At 62.3% G+C, this 14,485-nt stretch carries 12 protein-coding genes and 1 pseudogene; all 13 read right to left on the bottom strand.

Going from position 1 to position 14,485, the window contains the following annotated elements; genetic code table 11:
- Nucleotides 1–17: 17 nt before the first annotated feature.
- The 13 genes and pseudogenes from X726_RS149180 to X726_RS149235 all read right to left on the bottom strand — a co-directional run bounded on the left by X726_RS149180 (nucleotide 18) and on the right by X726_RS149235 (nucleotide 14,412).
- A complete protein-coding gene (locus X726_RS149180) occupies nucleotides 18–863 on the bottom strand; it encodes an EamA family transporter (protein ID WP_023671174.1) in 846 nt (281 codons plus the stop codon).
- A gap of 7 nt (nucleotides 864–870) precedes the next feature.
- Nucleotides 871–1,779 (bottom strand): endonuclease/exonuclease/phosphatase family protein, encoded by a 909-nt coding sequence (locus X726_RS149185; protein ID WP_023671173.1) that lies wholly within the window; start codon nucleotides 1,777–1,779, stop codon nucleotides 871–873.
- Nucleotides 1,780–1,867: 88 nt separating this feature from the next.
- Nucleotides 1,868–3,497, bottom strand: a pseudogene (locus tag X726_RS01000000167145) (sodium:proton antiporter).
- A 149-nt stretch (nucleotides 3,498–3,646) separates the two neighbouring features.
- Entirely contained in the window at nucleotides 3,647–4,711 is a 1,065-nt protein-coding gene (locus X726_RS149190; RefSeq protein ID WP_023671172.1) for an ABC transporter ATP-binding protein, read from the bottom strand.
- A gap of 30 nt (nucleotides 4,712–4,741) precedes the next feature.
- Complete coding sequence (locus X726_RS149195; RefSeq protein ID WP_023671171.1) at nucleotides 4,742–5,533, bottom strand: ABC transporter permease; 792 nt, start codon at nucleotides 5,531–5,533, stop codon at nucleotides 4,742–4,744.
- Nucleotides 5,530–6,444 (bottom strand): ABC transporter permease subunit, encoded by a 915-nt coding sequence (locus X726_RS149200; RefSeq protein ID WP_023671170.1) that lies wholly within the window; start codon nucleotides 6,442–6,444, stop codon nucleotides 5,530–5,532. The genes X726_RS149195 and X726_RS149200 overlap by 4 nt, the downstream gene beginning before the upstream one ends.
- Before the next feature lie 63 nt (nucleotides 6,445–6,507).
- Entirely contained in the window at nucleotides 6,508–7,614 is a 1,107-nt protein-coding gene (locus X726_RS149205) for an ABC transporter substrate-binding protein (RefSeq protein ID WP_023671169.1), read from the bottom strand.
- Between the two features lie 239 nt (nucleotides 7,615–7,853).
- Nucleotides 7,854–9,026, bottom strand: coding sequence for an iron-containing alcohol dehydrogenase (locus X726_RS149210; RefSeq protein ID WP_023671168.1), 1,173 nt, complete (start codon nucleotides 9,024–9,026; stop codon nucleotides 7,854–7,856).
- Nucleotides 9,027–9,044: 18 nt separating this feature from the next.
- Nucleotides 9,045–10,430, bottom strand: a complete 1,386-nt coding sequence (locus X726_RS149215; protein ID WP_023671167.1) for an aldehyde dehydrogenase family protein — start codon at nucleotides 10,428–10,430, stop codon at nucleotides 9,045–9,047.
- A gap of 13 nt (nucleotides 10,431–10,443) precedes the next feature.
- Complete coding sequence (locus X726_RS149220) at nucleotides 10,444–10,863, bottom strand: type II toxin-antitoxin system VapC family toxin (RefSeq protein WP_023804693.1); 420 nt, start codon at nucleotides 10,861–10,863, stop codon at nucleotides 10,444–10,446.
- Entirely contained in the window at nucleotides 10,860–11,315 is a 456-nt protein-coding gene (locus X726_RS149225) for a hypothetical protein (protein WP_023671165.1), read from the bottom strand. Before X726_RS149225 ends, X726_RS149220 begins: the two co-directional genes overlap by 4 nt.
- 90 nt (nucleotides 11,316–11,405) lie before the next feature.
- Entirely contained in the window at nucleotides 11,406–12,776 is a 1,371-nt protein-coding gene (locus tag X726_RS149230) for a glutamine synthetase family protein (RefSeq protein WP_023671164.1), read from the bottom strand.
- 79 nt (nucleotides 12,777–12,855) lie between these two features.
- Nucleotides 12,856–14,412: an amino acid permease gene (locus tag X726_RS149235; protein ID WP_023671163.1), complete on the bottom strand. Its 1,557-nt coding sequence runs from the start codon at nucleotides 14,410–14,412 to the stop codon at nucleotides 12,856–12,858.
- Nucleotides 14,413–14,485 lie beyond the last annotated feature (73 nt).

Here is a 14,485-nt window from a genome sequence, read left to right as displayed (position 1 = left end):
GCTGAAGTATCAGGCTCTCAGCCCAGTCTGAGGGCCACCACACCGGCAACGATGCTGAGCGCGGCGGCGCCGCGCCAGCCTGTCATTTTCTCGCCGAGCGCGAAAACCGAGATCATCATGGCAAACAAGATCGACGTCTCGCGCAACGACGCCACCGAGGCGATCGGCGCCTTGGTCATCGCCCACATGACGATCCAGTAGGCCGCGCCGCTGAGCACGCCGGTGAACAGGCCTGCCTTCCAGTCGCGCGCCAGCACGGGTAGCGCCTTGGGTCCGCGAAAGATGAGGCACAGCACCAGCGCGCCAAAGGCATCGCAGATGAACAACCAGGCGGCATAGCTCTGCGCCGTCGCCGCCAGCCGCGCGCCGCTGCCATCCGACAGCGTATAGCTGGCAATGAAGATAGAGGTGCCGAGCGCAAAGCCGACTGCGCGCAGATTGATCCGCTCCAGATGCGCGCCGCCGCGAAACGACATCACCAGTGTGCCGGCCGACAACAAGAGGATGCCGAGGATGGCGAATGGGCCGGGGATCTCCTGCACCACGACAACGCCGCCGAGGGCCGCAAGCAGGGGTGCCGTGCCGCGCGCCAGCGGGTAGGTCTGGGCAAAGTCGCCTGCCTTGTAGGCGCCGATGAGGAAGGTCCGGTAGCCCATGTGAAAGAGCACCGAGGCGATGATGAAGGGCCATACCGCAGCCTTCGGAAACTCGACGAAGGGCAGCACGAACAGCGCGGCAAAACCCATGCCCAGCGTCATCAGCGTGATCGACAGGAAGCGGTCGAGATGCACCTTGACCAGCGCGTTCCAGATCGCGTGCATGGCGGCGGCGGCAAGCACCGCGAAAAAGACGAAAAGCGTCATCGAGGGCTCACCGATCTCCTGAGCTCAAAGGCGTTTCGAGATCGATATCGATCCGGACCGGAAAATGGTCTGAAGCGATCTCGCCTATATCGGCACTGACCGAGCGCACACGGTCCGCGAACATACCGCCGACGAAGCAATGGTCGAGCCGGCGTTTTGCCACTTTCCCGTCGATCGTTTTCACATGGGTGTGGAAATCGGCAGCCGGCTCGCTAGCGACGGCAGCGGCATCAACAAAGCCGTCGAGATAAGCTGCCCCGCGATGATAGGGCGTGCTGCCGACGATGCGGCTGTATTCGGCGCTGCCCGGCTCCATGTTGAAATCGCCCATCCAGATCGCAGCTGTCGGGTTTTCCGGCTCGGCCTCGCCACTGGTCCAGTTGCGCGAAGGCTCATCGTCCGCGCCGCTCCACGGGCCGCCCTCGGACGGCGCGCGGCGATGCTCGGCCAAGAGATAGTCGATCTGCTCCAGACGCTCCTCCGCCGCGATATGGGCGAGATGCAGCGACAGGACCCTTACCGGTCCGGCCGGCGTGCGGATCATGCATTCGAGCGCGGCGTTGCGCGTGTTGAGCGGCCGCAGCGTGCGGCGCATGGGCAGCGCGTGCAGCCGCGACCAGGCGATCGGCAGCTTCGACAGCAGCATGGTGCCGAACTGGCGGCGGCGGTTGACGACCCGGCCGTCGCGCTGCTCACTGGCGTCCATGTCGAAGGCCGGGCCATAGACCCAGTAATAGCTAGGCAGCAGCTTGGACAGGACCTCCGGCTGGTCGTCCTCATTGGTGCGCTGCCAATGCCGCTCGACCTCCTGCAGCGCGATGATATCGGCGCCGTCGACCAGCTTGGTGCAGCGCGAAAGATCGTAACGGCCATCGCCGCCGAACCCGTACTGGATGTTGTAGCTGACCAGCTTCATTGCTTATCCGGCTCAATTTCGCTTTGGCAGTAGCGGTTCGGCAGACGGGTTGCAATGTACCGGCACGACGGCGGAACTGGGCCAGCGTCTATGATGTGGTCAGCGGCTGGAACCGGCCCGCCGGCGATGCCGCCAGTTCGGCCCAGTCGATCTCTTCCTCCAGCCGGTGGTAGGCTTCGTCGCCGATCGTGCCGTTGCTGCGCAACTCCTCGAGCGTGTCGCGCTGGCGGTTGATGGCATAGAGGCGCAGCCGGTCGTATTCGGTCGCGGCCTGAGCGTCCTCCGGGTTTTCCGCAATCAGGCGCTGCGCTTCATACTGTTCGCGCACGACGGCGGCGGCCGCAGATGTCTTGCGGCTCAGCACGTCCAGTGCTGCCTGCATGATGGCGACGCGCGCCTGCGCCACCTCATTGTCGACGGTTCTATCGGGGTCGAAGTTGATCCAGCGCAGCAGCGGCTTCAGCGTCATGCCTTGCAGCACCAGCGTGCCCAGCACCACCGCGAAGGCGGCAAGCACGATCGGGTCGCNGCGGCTTCAGCGTCATGCCTTGCAGCACCAGCGTGCCCAGCACCACCGCGAAGGCGGCAAGCACGATCGGGTCGCGGCCGGGAAAATCGGCCGGCAGCGCAATGGCCACCACCAGCGTCACCAACCCACGCATGCCGCACCAGCCGACAATGACGGCGCCGCCGAATGTCGGCAATTCCCGCCTTGCCTCTTGGCTGCCGAAGCGGGCAAGCCACCGGATGATCGCGACGTAACTCGCCACCCAGACAAGGCGCGCGACGATAACGACGACCAGCACCGTTGCGGCGAAAAGGAATGCTTCGCCTTGCCCGTCGCCGGCCAGCCTGCCGACGATCGTGCGTGCCTGCAGGCCCATCAGCACGAAAGCCAGCACGTTGAGCACGAACACGGCCGACTCCCAGACCGAATAGGTGCTGACGCGGCGTCTCGCCGACGACTGGCGCGGCGCCCTGCGCGCAATGGTCATGGCATAGACGACGATGGTGATGATGGCGGAAAGGCCGAGCCTGTCGGCGATGATCCACACGGCGAAGGTTCCGGCAAACTGCACCACCGTGCTGCTCGCCGCATCCTCGATGCGGCCGAGCGCCAGCAGCGAGACGCGGCCAAACAGATAGCCCGCGACCAGACTGCCGATTGTTGCCAGCAGGATCACCGGAACGGCGTTGCTGAGCATGATGGTGCCAAGCGCGGCCGAAACCGCCAGCCGGTAGATCAGCAGCGCCGTGGCATCGTTGAGCAGGCTCTCGCCCTGCAGGATGGCGGTGATGCGGTGCGGTACCTTGAACTGGCTGAGCACGGCGGATGCGGCCACCGCATCCGGTGGCGCGACGATGGCGCCAAGCGCGATTGCCGCCGCGATCGGCAGGCCGGCCATCTTCCAGCCGACGAAGGCAACCACCACGGTGGTGAAGACGACGGCGCCTAGCGCCAGCAGCGCGAGCGACAGCCGGTAGCGCTTGAGGTCGCGCAGCGACGTGTCATAGGCGGCGTCGAGAAGCACCGGCGCGATGAACAGGGCAAGCGCCAGTTCCGGATCGATCTCGATTGTCGGCGCACCGGGTACGAAGGCAATCGCGACCCCGGCCAGAGCCAGCAGGGACGGATAGGGGATTTCCAGCCGCCGCGACAGCGCCGTCAGCGCGACGGCTGCCAGAAGCAGGATGAGGGTAAGTTCGAATAGCGCCATGGCCTATCGTAGCGGCGAAGTGGCATCGTGGGCAGTGGCTGGATGACAACATGCTGTTGATTGTCCAGCGCTCGTGGTCCGGCAATGATACGGCCGTTCATCGCGCCAGCTTGAATCGACCGCCTCGGTCGCCCCAGGATGCTGCTTTGCTAGTGCAGCACCAGCATATCGCTCGATGAGAACGATATGTCGGCCTTCTCGCCGACAGCCGGCGGTGGCGTTGCCGGGCTGTTGAAGGTGTCGAGCGACACCGTGTTGCCGCCGATGCCGACGCGAACGCGAATGACCGAGCCGAGGAAGTGCACTTCGGAGATTTCGCCCGACAGGCTTGAATCGCGACCGGGCTGGCGTCCGAGCGAGATCGCCTCGGGACGCAGCGCCAGCGACAGCGTGTCGCCCGACTTCGAGCCGTTGAGCTTGCCCTTGAGCGAGACTTCCTGCGTGTTGACTTGCACCGTGCCGGCCGCGGCGTCAGTGACCTTGCCTTCGAGCACGTTCAGCGTGCCGACGAAATTGGCGACGAACTTGGTCGCCGGCCGGTTGTAGATCTCGAACGGCGTGCCGACCTGCTCGGCCTTGCCGCCATACATCACCGCGATGCGGTCGGAGATCGACAGCGCCTCTTCCTGGTCATGTGTGACGAAGATGGTGGTGATGCCGAGCTTCTTCTGGATCGAGCGGATTTCCTCGCGCAACGACACACGTACCTTGGCATCGAGCGCCGACAGCGGCTCGTCGAGCAGAAGCAGCTTCGGCTTCGGCGCGATGGCACGCGCCAGCGCGATACGCTGCTGCTGGCCGCCCGAGAGCTGATAGGGATAGCGGTCCGCCATCTGCGGCAACTTGATGATGTCGAGCATCTCGGCGACCCGGGAATCGATCTCTGCCCTTGCCATGCCGGCGACCTTCAGGCCGAAGCCGATATTTTGCGCCACGGTCAGGTTCGGGAACAGCGCGTAAGCCTGGAACACCATACCGACATTGCGCTGGTTGGGCTTCAGCCTCGTGATGTCCTTGCCTGCGACGACGATCTTGCCCGCCGACGGCTCTTCGAAACCGGCGACCATGCGCAGCACGGTGGTCTTGCCGCAACCCGATGGCCCAAGGAAGGAAACGAACTCGCCCGGCTCGACATCAAGATTGAAATCTTCGACCACGGTGGTGGCGCCGAAGGATTTTCGCACATGCTGGATGGAGAGGAATGGTTCGGCCATGGCTTTTTCTTTCGATCAGTACTTTGTCGATCAGTTCGGGCGGTTCGCCGATCTCGGCGCGAAACGGGACAGGATCTGGATCAGCGACATACAGCCCCAGGTGATGGCGAAGGCGATGATGGCAAGCGCCGCCGGCTCATAGGCGCGGTTGGCGCCAACGTTTTGCAGATAGGGGCCGAAGGCGGGCCGGTTGAGCAAGCTGGCCATGGTGAATTCGCCAATGACGATGGCGAAGGTAAGGAAGGCGCCCGACAGCACGGCGATCAGCACATTGGGCAGGATCACACGACCAATGATCGTGCCCCAACCGGCGCCAAGGATCTGCGCCGCTTCGGTCAGCGTCCTGACGTCGATGGTGCGCAGTCCGGTATCGACCGCGCGATACATGTAGGGCAGCGCCAGCATTGCATAGCCGATGACCAGCAAGGCATTTGTGCCCATGTCGGTCGCCAGGAACGGCAGCGGCGAATTCGAACCGTACATCCTGATATAGCCGAAGACGATGACGATGGCGGGAATGACCAGCGGCAGCAGCGTGATGAACTCTACGATCGGCCGCAGTTGCGGCAGGCGCAGTCGAATCCAGTAGGCGGCGGGCACCACGATCAACACGCCCAGAATGATGGTGAAGATGGCGGCAAGCACTGAGTAGCCAAAGGTCGCCTGAAAACGAGGGTCGCCAAGCACGATCTGATAGGCGTCGAAGGAATAAGCGCCGCGCCGCATGCGCAAGGAAAATTCCACCGTCGCGATCAGCGGAATGAAGAAATAGGCCGCGCCCAGCCCGAAGACGACCCAGGCCCAGAATTTTCCGGACTTCATTTCAGCCACCTCTCCGAGCGCGTCCGGAACCAGATGTAGAAGACATTGGCCAGCCCGGTGATGACGATCATGCCGAAGGCGATCGCATAGCCGAGATGGGCATTGTGCAGCACGTCACCGCGTATCTGCGCATAGAGCAGGATCGGCACGATGTTGAGTGAAGAGCCGGTCAGCGCATAGGCGGTGGCGATGGCGCCGAAGGCATTGGCGAAGAGCAGGATGACCGTGCCGAGGAAACTCGGCCAGATCACCGGGATGACCACCATGCGCCAGTATTGCGTCTGGGTGGCGCCAAGCGTCGCCGCAGCCTCGCCCCACTCCTTCTTCAAGCCGTCGATCGCCGGCGTGATGATGACCACCATTAGGGGAATCTGGAAATAGACATAGGTCAGCGTCAGGCCCCAGAACGATAGGATGTTGAAGCCGTGCGCATAAATGTTGAGGCCGAACACGGTGTTGAGCAGCACCGTGGCGAGACCGAGGCGTCCGAGCGTGGCGATGAAGGCGAAGGCCAGCGGTACGCCGGCGAAATTGGAAGCCACGCCGGAGAATGTCAGCGTCGCCGAACGTATCCACTCCGGCAGGCCGCCGCGCACGATGGCGATGGCGATGCCGAGACCTGCGAAGGCGCCGATCAGCGACGAGGAAAGGCTGACCTTGAGCGAGATCCAGTAGGCGGCGACAATCGATGGCTGCGCCAGTGCTGCTATGTTTTCGAACGTGAATTCGCCGGCATCGTTCTGGAATGCACCCAGCATCAGATAGAGCGTGGGTAGGATCAGGAACATGATGGCGAAGATGAAGAATGGCGCAACGCCGAGCCATTGCGTCGGCAGTCGCATTGCACGCGCCTCGCTGGGGGGCGCGGTCTTCCCGGCAACTGCGTGATCGGAAAGCGAGATATCTGTCATGCGCCGGCTACCGTCTCCGAGGAACACCGGGCGGCCGCGAGGCCGCCCGGTTGGTTTCAAGCCTTACTTGACGTTGGCGCCGACGACGGCATCCCAGTTCTTGGTGACGGCTTCCTTTGCCTTGCCCTGCTCGTCCAGCGTCGGGAACACCGCGGCAGCGTAAGCCTCGGCCGGCGGCAGCTTGGCCATCACGTCCGCCGGGAGCTTGCCGTTCTTGGCAAGATCGTTGAAGCGGATCGGGTGGCAATAGCCCTTCAGCCAGCCGATCTGGCCTTCGTCGGAGTAGAGATACTCCAGCCAGAGCTTGGCAGCGTTCGGATGCGGTGCGAAAGCACTGATCGCCTGCACATAGACGCCGGCAACGACACCGGTCTTCGGCACGACGACGTCGACGGGCGGATTGCCCTTCAGCGTGTCGCGACCGGCAAGTGCATTGTAATCCCAGGTCACCAGGATCGGCGTCTGGCCTTGTGCCAGGGTCGCCGGTTTGCCGATGACCGGCACGAAATTGCCGGCGGCGTTAAGCTTCTTGAAGAAGTCGAGACCAGCAGTGCCAGCAGCTTCGCCGGCAGCCGCACCACCGGAAATGCCGGCCGCGTAGACGGCCTGGATGGCCTGGTTCGAGGCGCGCGGGTCGCCGGCAAGCGCCACGGTGTTGGCGAATTCCGGCTTCAGCAGGTCAGCCCAGTCAGCCGGCGCTTCCTTGACGAGGTCCTTGTTCACCAGGAAGGATAGCACGCCATAGTAGTCGCCGGTCCAGTAACCATCGGCATCCTTGGCGCTGTCGGGGATCGAGTCCCAGGTCGACACTTTGTAGGGCTGGATCAGGCCGTCAGCCTTGGCGGTCGGGCCGAAGGACAGGCCAACGTCGATGACGTCGGGCGCCTGCGGGCCCTTGTTGTCCTTGTTGGCCTTGATCGCCTCGACCTCGTCGCCGGAGCCGGCATCGGGGTTGAGTTCGTTGATGGTGATCTCAGGATACTTTGCCTTGAAGCCGTCGATGACGGCGCCGTAGCCGCACCAGTCATGCGGCAGCGCGATGGTCGTGAGCTGGCCTTCCTTCTTCGCAGCGGCAACCAGTTCATCCATGGACTGGGCCGACGAGATAGCAGAGGTCGCCATGAGGGCGACGGCCGAAAGGGAAAGCACTTTCCCTGTGAACTTGAACATGTGTTCTCTCCGTTGAACTGGCGTCCTGGACGCCTGCGATGCGGTATCGGTTTCATATGACAGCCAGATGAAAGCTTTTTGAAACTGGCCCCCGGCGGTACCAAAAGTTAACTCTTTTTAACCGGCTGTAGCAATTAGCCTCGACTTAATTTCCCGGCTAATGGTTTATTGCCTTGCTTTTTGCCCCCTTGCCCTTCCTTTCCCTTCGTTTTTAGATCACGTCCGGCGCAGAAACCGCCTCAGACAGTGCCGGCGATAGTGTTCTCGAGCAGCGTCAGCGCTGCTTTCTTGGTCAGCTTGACCGGGTTGCCGCCGGCTGTCGGATCGACCACCGCCATGTCGGCGATCAGCCCCTTGCGCTTCTTGTCCATGTCGAGCCCCTTGATCAGGCCGGGCAGCGCATGCGGCACCTTCAATTCCTTGCGCAGCTTGATGATCGCTTTGGCAAAGCCGTCGAAGCCACCCTTGATGCCGCAATAGGCAGCGAGCCGGGCAATCCGCTCCTCGATGGAGTCGCGATTGAAGGCCAAGACATAGGGCATGAACACCGCATTCGTCATGCCGTGATGGGTGTCGTAGAGCGCGCCGATCGGATGCGACAGCGAGTGGATGGCGCCAAGACCCTTCTGGAAGGCGGCAGCACCCATGGCGGCCGCACTCATCATGTGGGCGCGCGCGACAAGGTCCTGGCCGTTGGCGTAGGCCTTGGGCAGGTTCTCGAACACCAGGCGCACACCTTCGACGGCAATGCCGTCGGCCATCGGATGGTAGCCCGGCGCGCAATAGGCTTCGAGGCAATGTGCCAGCGCATCCATGCCGGTGCCGGCGGTGATGAAGCCGGGCATGCCGACCGACAGTTCCGGATCGGCAATAACGATTGCCGGCAAAAGCTTCGGATGGAAGATGACCTTCTTGGTGTGCGTCGCCTCATTGGTGATGACGCCGGCACGCCCGACTTCCGAGCCTGTGCCGGCAGTGGTCGGCACGGCGATGATCGGCGCGATGGCATCCGAATTGGCGCGCGTCCACCAGTCGCCGACATCCTCAAAGTCCCAGATCGGTCGCGTCTGGCCGGCCTGGAACGCGATCAGCTTGCCGAGATCGAGCGCTGAACCGCCGCCGAAGGCGATGACGCCGTCATGCTTGCCCTTCTTGAACACGGCGATGCCGGCGGTGAGGTTGGAATCGACCGGGTTCGGCTTCACCTCGGAGAACACGCCATAGGATACCTTGGCGTCGTCGAGGATTTTCAGCGTCGAAGCGACGACCGGCAGTTTCGCCAACCCCGGATCGGTGACGAATAGCGGCCGCTTAATGCCGGTGGCAGCGAGCACCTCAGGCAGTTCCTTGATGCGCCCCGCGCCGAAGCGGACGGTGGTCGGGTAGTTCCATTTGGAGATCAGCTTGGACATGTCTTGTCTTTCAAAAAATCAGATGGCTTCGCGCAGATGGAAGGATTTCGGCCGGGTCAGATTGTCGTAGCCGAGCGCCGAAAGGGCGACGCCTTTGCCGGTGTCCTTGACGCCGGTCCAGACCAGCGCCGGATCGAGGTAGTCGCAGCGGTTCATGAACACGGTGCCGGTCTCGACGCGGTCGCCGATCGCCACCGCATGCTCGATATCGTCGGTCCAGATCGAAGCGGTCAGCCCGTAGGGGCTGTCGTTCATCAGCGCGATCGCCTCCTCGTCGTTGCGCACCTTCATGATGCCGACGATCGGGCCAAAACTTTCCTCGCGCATGACGCTCATCTGGTGGTCGACGCCGGTCAGCACTTCCGGCGCCAGATAGGGCGAGCCGGCCTTGTCGTTAGCCACCTTCATATTGATGTGTGCGATTGCACCCTTGCGCAGCGCCTCGGCCTTCTGCTCGCGGATCAGGTCGGCAAAGCGCGCCTGCGCCATCGGCCCCATTGTCGTCGCCTGTTCCAGCGGATTGCCGACGACATAATTCTTCGTCTCGGCGATGAAACCTTCGACGAACTGGTCGTAGACCTTCTCATGCACATAGACGCGCTCGATGCCGCAGCAGCACTGGCCGGAATTGTAGAAGGCGCCGTCGACCAGATTGGCCACCGCATGGTCGAGCTTGGCGTCGGGCAGCACATAGGCCGGATCCTTGCCGCCGAGTTCGAGCCCGAGCGTCATGAAGGTGCCGGCCGCCGCCCTCTCGATGGCGCGGCCGCCGCCGACCGAACCGGTGAAATTGACATGGTCGATCTTGCCCGAGCCGAGCAGCTTCTCGGTCTGGGCATGGTTCAGCACGACATTCTGGAACACGCCCTTGGGCAGCCCAACCTTGTCGAACGCCTGCTGGAAACGTTCGCCGACCAGCAGCGTCTGCGCCGCATGTTTGAGGATAACGGTATTACCGGCCATCAGCGCCGGCACGATGGTGTTGACGGCTGTGAGATAGGGATAGTTCCACGGCGCGATCACCATGACCACGCCGAGCGGATCCTTCTTCACATAGCGGCGGAAGCCATCCTTCGGGTTGGAGGCCGGCACCGATTTCAGCGCCTGTTCAGCGATCTCGACCATGTAGTTGGTGCGTTCCCTGACGCCGCCGAACTCGCCGCCATAGCGCACCGGTCGCCCTATCTGCCAGGCGATCTCCGGCACGATCTCGTCGGTCATCGCGACCAGCGATTCGAGCATCGCCAGCATAAATTTGCCGCGCTCGACGATCGGCGTCAGCGCCCACTTCTCCCGCGCCGCCTTGGCGCGCTCGACCGCCGCATTGATCGCCTGGTCGGTCGCGATCGGCCGCTCGGCGTAAATCGAACCATCGATGGGCGATTTGAGTTTTACGGTTTCCAAAGGATACTCCAGTTTAGCAGGCTAGGGTGCGCAGATGGCCATTGCGGCCATAGCGAAGGATGGGCTCGTCACGCGTCACCAGAACCATGTCCAACGCTCTCGCACTTGCCATCAGTATCCGATCCATCGGATCACCATGAGGCGGACCGGGCAGGTTGGATGACGCAATCAGAATGGCTGGTGAGATAGCGCTGAGCTTTGCCGACATTCGCTCGATGAATCGCTCCACGAAGTCGAGTGGCGCCAATGGCAGATTGAGCCGGCCCTTGGCTACGCCAATTCCGATCTCCCATGCCGACATCGGCGAAAGATACAGACGGCCGTCATAGGCCGCTTCCGAAATCTCCCGGCTTGCGTGCGGATCGATCAGACTATCGTTGGCGACAAAGATCATCGCACATGTATCCAGAAGCAGGTTTGGCCCTTCGCTCATTTACGCACCGCAAGTTTGCCGTCACGCGCGTCAGCCTCACCGCCCAGATAGCCCCGGTCCCATGGCTCGTCATCGAAAGGTTTGGTGATATCAAATCCGGCTTCGATCGTTATCAGGCCCTTCATGAAACCAAAACCGGGGTGGCGATCCGCGCGCGCCTCCTTTGGCGCGGCAGGCACGCTACCACTGGGCGGCGCCGAAATGGGCTCTTTGCGAACGCGGCGAAATACCAGTTTCCCACTCCCTATATTGACGGATTCGGTCTCGAACCCAGCCTCAAGCCACTCCCTTGTCATGGGATTGTTGCTCGGATTGTTGCTCCACCACGCAGGGTATTGCTTCGATGCGGGCAGCGGCAGATTGAGCACTCTCTCGATTTCGGCGAACGACATCGGAACGCGATCGACATTCTGGGCAATGAGAAAGTCCTTGAGCGGCGCATATTTGGACATTGCAAACTCCTCAATGTAGCGCACTGCAGTTTACAGGTACCATATGGTACTAACTTCACCACATTGTCAACATTAAAGCTGTATAAAGTTTTAGTACCGCTCGAACCCTCTGTGCAGTTCCCAATCCGTAATGCGGCGGTCGTATTCGAACTGCTCCCACTTTGCGGTGTGGACATAATGTTCGAGCACATCGTCGCCGAGCGCCTGCTTCAGCATCTTCGACTTGGCCAGCGTCTCGGTGGCGTCACGCAGCGTTTTCGGGATCTCCGGCAGGCGCGAGGCCTGGTAGGCATCGCCGACGAACGGCTTCTGCAGTTCGAGCTTCTCGTCGATGCCGGCAAGGCCGGCGGCGATCAGCGCCGCGAAAGCGAGATAGGGGTTTAGGTCGGCGCCGCCGATGCGGCATTCCATGCGGATGCCCTTGGTGCCCTCACCGCACAGGCGGAAGCCGGCGGTGCGGTTGTCCTCGCTCCACATGATCTTGGTCGGTGCGAAGGTGCCGGCCTGGAAGCGCTTGTAGGAGTTGATGTAGGGCGCCAGGAACCAGGTAAACTCCCTGGCGTATTTGAGCTGCCCAGCCGCCCATTGCTGGCCAAGCGTGGACAAAGTCCAGTCCGCCTTCTTGTCGAAGAACAATGGCGTCTTGCCATCGGCGCTCCACAGCGAATTGTGGATGTGGCTGGAGTTGCCCGCGAGCCCGTAATTGTATTTCGACATGAAGGAAATCGACTTGCCTTCGGACTCGGCAATCTCCTTGGCGCCGTTCTTCAGGATGACGTGGCGGTCCGCCATGTCGAGCGCCTCGGCATAGCGCACATTGATCTCTTCCTGGCCCGGGCCCCATTCGCCCTTGGAGTTTTCGATCGGAATGCCCGCCGCTTCCATCTCGTTGCGAAGCCGGCGCATGACGCCTTCTTCCTTGGTGGTGATGCCGATCTGGTAGTCGCCAATATAGGGCGAAGCGGTGTCGAGCCCCTGCCAGTGCTTCTTGCGGGCGGAATCGTAGGTCTCGTTGAACAGGTAGAATTCGAGCTCGGAGGCGAAGTAGCCGATATAGCCGCGCTCGGTGAGCCGCTTGACCTGCTTTTTCAGCATCGCGCGCGGCGAATGCGGAAGGTCGTCATGGGTGTGGTGGTCGAGCACGTCGCAGATCACCAGCGCGGTCTTTTCCAGCCACGGAATCCGCCGCAGCGTCGCAAGGTCCGGCTTCATGACGAAGTCGCCATAGCCCTTCGACCAGCTTGCCGCCTTGTAGCCCGGCACCGGCTCCATATCGATGTCGGCGGCGAGCAGATAGTTGCAGCCATGCGTCTCGTCATGAGCAGAATCCACAAAGTACTGCGCCAGGAAACGCTTTCCCGCGAGCCGCCCCTGCATGTCGACGATGCAGGCCAGCACCGTGTCGATCTCGCCATTGGAGACCGCTTTCTTCAACTGATCGAACGAGAAATTTCCGGCCATTCCTTTGGCACTCCAGTGCTTGGTCGTTGAGGACGAAACCATAGCCGGCTGCACGCCGGCCATGGCCATGATGGTGACGTCAGTGGCCGGTTTCGCCGACAGCCTGTTCGGCAGCCTTGATCGCTGCCTGACGCGCCGCGATGATGTCGCCCAGCGGCGGGCCCTGGAAGCGATTGCGCTCGAAGGCGAACCAGACAATCGCCGTCAGGATGAAGAAGCCGACGGTGATGTACAGCGCCCAGTCGTTCGGCGGCTGGATGCCGATGATGAAGATCAGGATCATCGACACTATGGAAAGGACCCCGAACAGCATGAAGATGCCACGGCCCAGGTTCCACGGTCCCATCTTGTCCCACTTCGGCGTGCCCCAGGCCAGCATGCCGAGCACGATCGGCACGGTGAAGGACAGGAACAGGAAGATGACGGTGCAGGACACGACGATGGTGTAGGCCGAAGTACCGGCGACCGAAACCAGCGTCGAACCCCAGACGAACAGCACCGACAGGACCGACGCCGTCCAGATCGCCGCCACCGGCGTGCGATAGGTCGGGCTGACCTTGGCCAGTGCCGACGAGCCCGGCAGGCCGCCGTCACGCGAGAAGGCAAAGATCATGCGCGAAGCCGAGGTGACGGTTGCGAGGCCGCACAACAGCTGGGCGATGAACACGACGAGGTAGACGAACTCCTTGAGGCCGGGACTGACGCGCTGGTCGAAGGCCCAGAAGAACACGTTCCAACCCTGCTTGGCGGCGTCGTCCATGTTGGGGATCATCAGCACGAAGGCGGCCAGGAACAAATAGCCGAAGACCGCCGACCAGATAACCGACATCACCATCGCACGCGGCACCGATGAGGCCGCCTTGATGGTTTCCTCGGAAGTGTGTGCCGAAGCATCGTAGCCGGTGATGGTGTAGATCGGCAGCAGAAGGCCGAGAGCGAACACCCAGGCGTTCGAGACGGACGGCCAGACGCTGGCGCCGGCCTCACCCGAGTAGTTGTGGAAGGTGAAGAGCCGGCTGAAATCCCAGGTCTCGGCGGAGAACAGGCAGACGACAGCAATCAGGATCGAGCCGAAGAAGATCAGGTAGCCCGAAAAGTCGGTCAACTTCGCAGTCAGCTTGATGCCGAGATGGTTGATCAGCGCCTGGGCGCCAGTGATGATGACCAGGAAGATCATCTGATTGGTCAGCGTACCCTCGATGCCGAGCGTCGGCCCGAAGGCGCCGATGAAGAACGTCCAGGTGCCGACATTGATGGCGCCGAGCACGGTGATCAGGCCGAGCAGGTTGAGCCAGGCCGTCACCCAGCCGGTGCCGCGATTGCCAAGGATCGAACCCCAGTGATAGAGGCCGCCGGCCGTCGGATAGGCCGAGCTGATCTGCGACATGGCGACCGCGAAGGTGAGCGAAACGAAGCAGCCGACCAGCCAGCCGATGCCGATACCGATACCGCCGGCGCCCGACGTTGCCTGCGCCAGCGAATTGATGCCGCCCGACAGGATGCAGATGATGGAGAAGGAAACGGCGAAGTTGGAGAAGCGGCTTAGCCGCCGCTCAAGTTCCTGGGCGTAGCCCATGGAATGGAGGTGCTTTACGTCTTCCGCCTTGTCTGTGTCTGAATAACCCGGTGCTGCCATTGTAGTCCCCTTTGCATTCTTAGCTGGCCGGCCCTGCCCCGGTCGGCTTGCGCCGGCCGGAGCATCTAGTCTT

The organism is Mesorhizobium sp. LSJC285A00, assembly GCF_000503155.1.
Taxonomy (GTDB): Bacteria; Pseudomonadota; Alphaproteobacteria; order Rhizobiales; family Rhizobiaceae; genus Mesorhizobium.
Note: the sequence above shows the minus strand (reverse complement) of the source record. Positions and strands in the feature narration are given on the sequence as shown.

Coding starts and splice junctions, on each gene's coding strand:
- X726_RS149180 (WP_023671174.1), bottom strand. CDS start 863: ATGACGCTTTTCGTCTTTTTCGCGGTGCTTGCCGCCGCCGCCATGCAC.
- X726_RS149185 (WP_023671173.1), bottom strand. CDS start 1,779: ATGAAGCTGGTCAGCTACAACATCCAGTACGGGTTCGGCGGCGATGGC.
- X726_RS149190 (WP_023671172.1), bottom strand. CDS start 4,711: ATGGCCGAACCATTCCTCTCCATCCAGCATGTGCGAAAATCCTTCGGC.
- X726_RS149195 (WP_023671171.1), bottom strand. CDS start 5,533: ATGAAGTCCGGAAAATTCTGGGCCTGGGTCGTCTTCGGGCTGGGCGCG.
- X726_RS149200 (WP_023671170.1), bottom strand. CDS start 6,444: ATGACAGATATCTCGCTTTCCGATCACGCAGTTGCCGGGAAGACCGCG.
- X726_RS149205 (WP_023671169.1), bottom strand. CDS start 7,614: ATGTTCAAGTTCACAGGGAAAGTGCTTTCCCTTTCGGCCGTCGCCCTC.
- X726_RS149210 (WP_023671168.1), bottom strand. CDS start 9,026: ATGTCCAAGCTGATCTCCAAATGGAACTACCCGACCACCGTCCGCTTC.
- X726_RS149220 (WP_023804693.1), bottom strand. CDS start 10,863: ATGAGCGAAGGGCCAAACCTGCTTCTGGATACATGTGCGATGATCTTT.
- X726_RS149225 (WP_023671165.1), bottom strand. CDS start 11,315: ATGTCCAAATATGCGCCGCTCAAGGACTTTCTCATTGCCCAGAATGTC.
- X726_RS149230 (WP_023671164.1), bottom strand. CDS start 12,776: ATGGCCGGAAATTTCTCGTTCGATCAGTTGAAGAAAGCGGTCTCCAAT.
- X726_RS149235 (WP_023671163.1), bottom strand. CDS start 14,412: ATGGCAGCACCGGGTTATTCAGACACAGACAAGGCGGAAGACGTAAAG.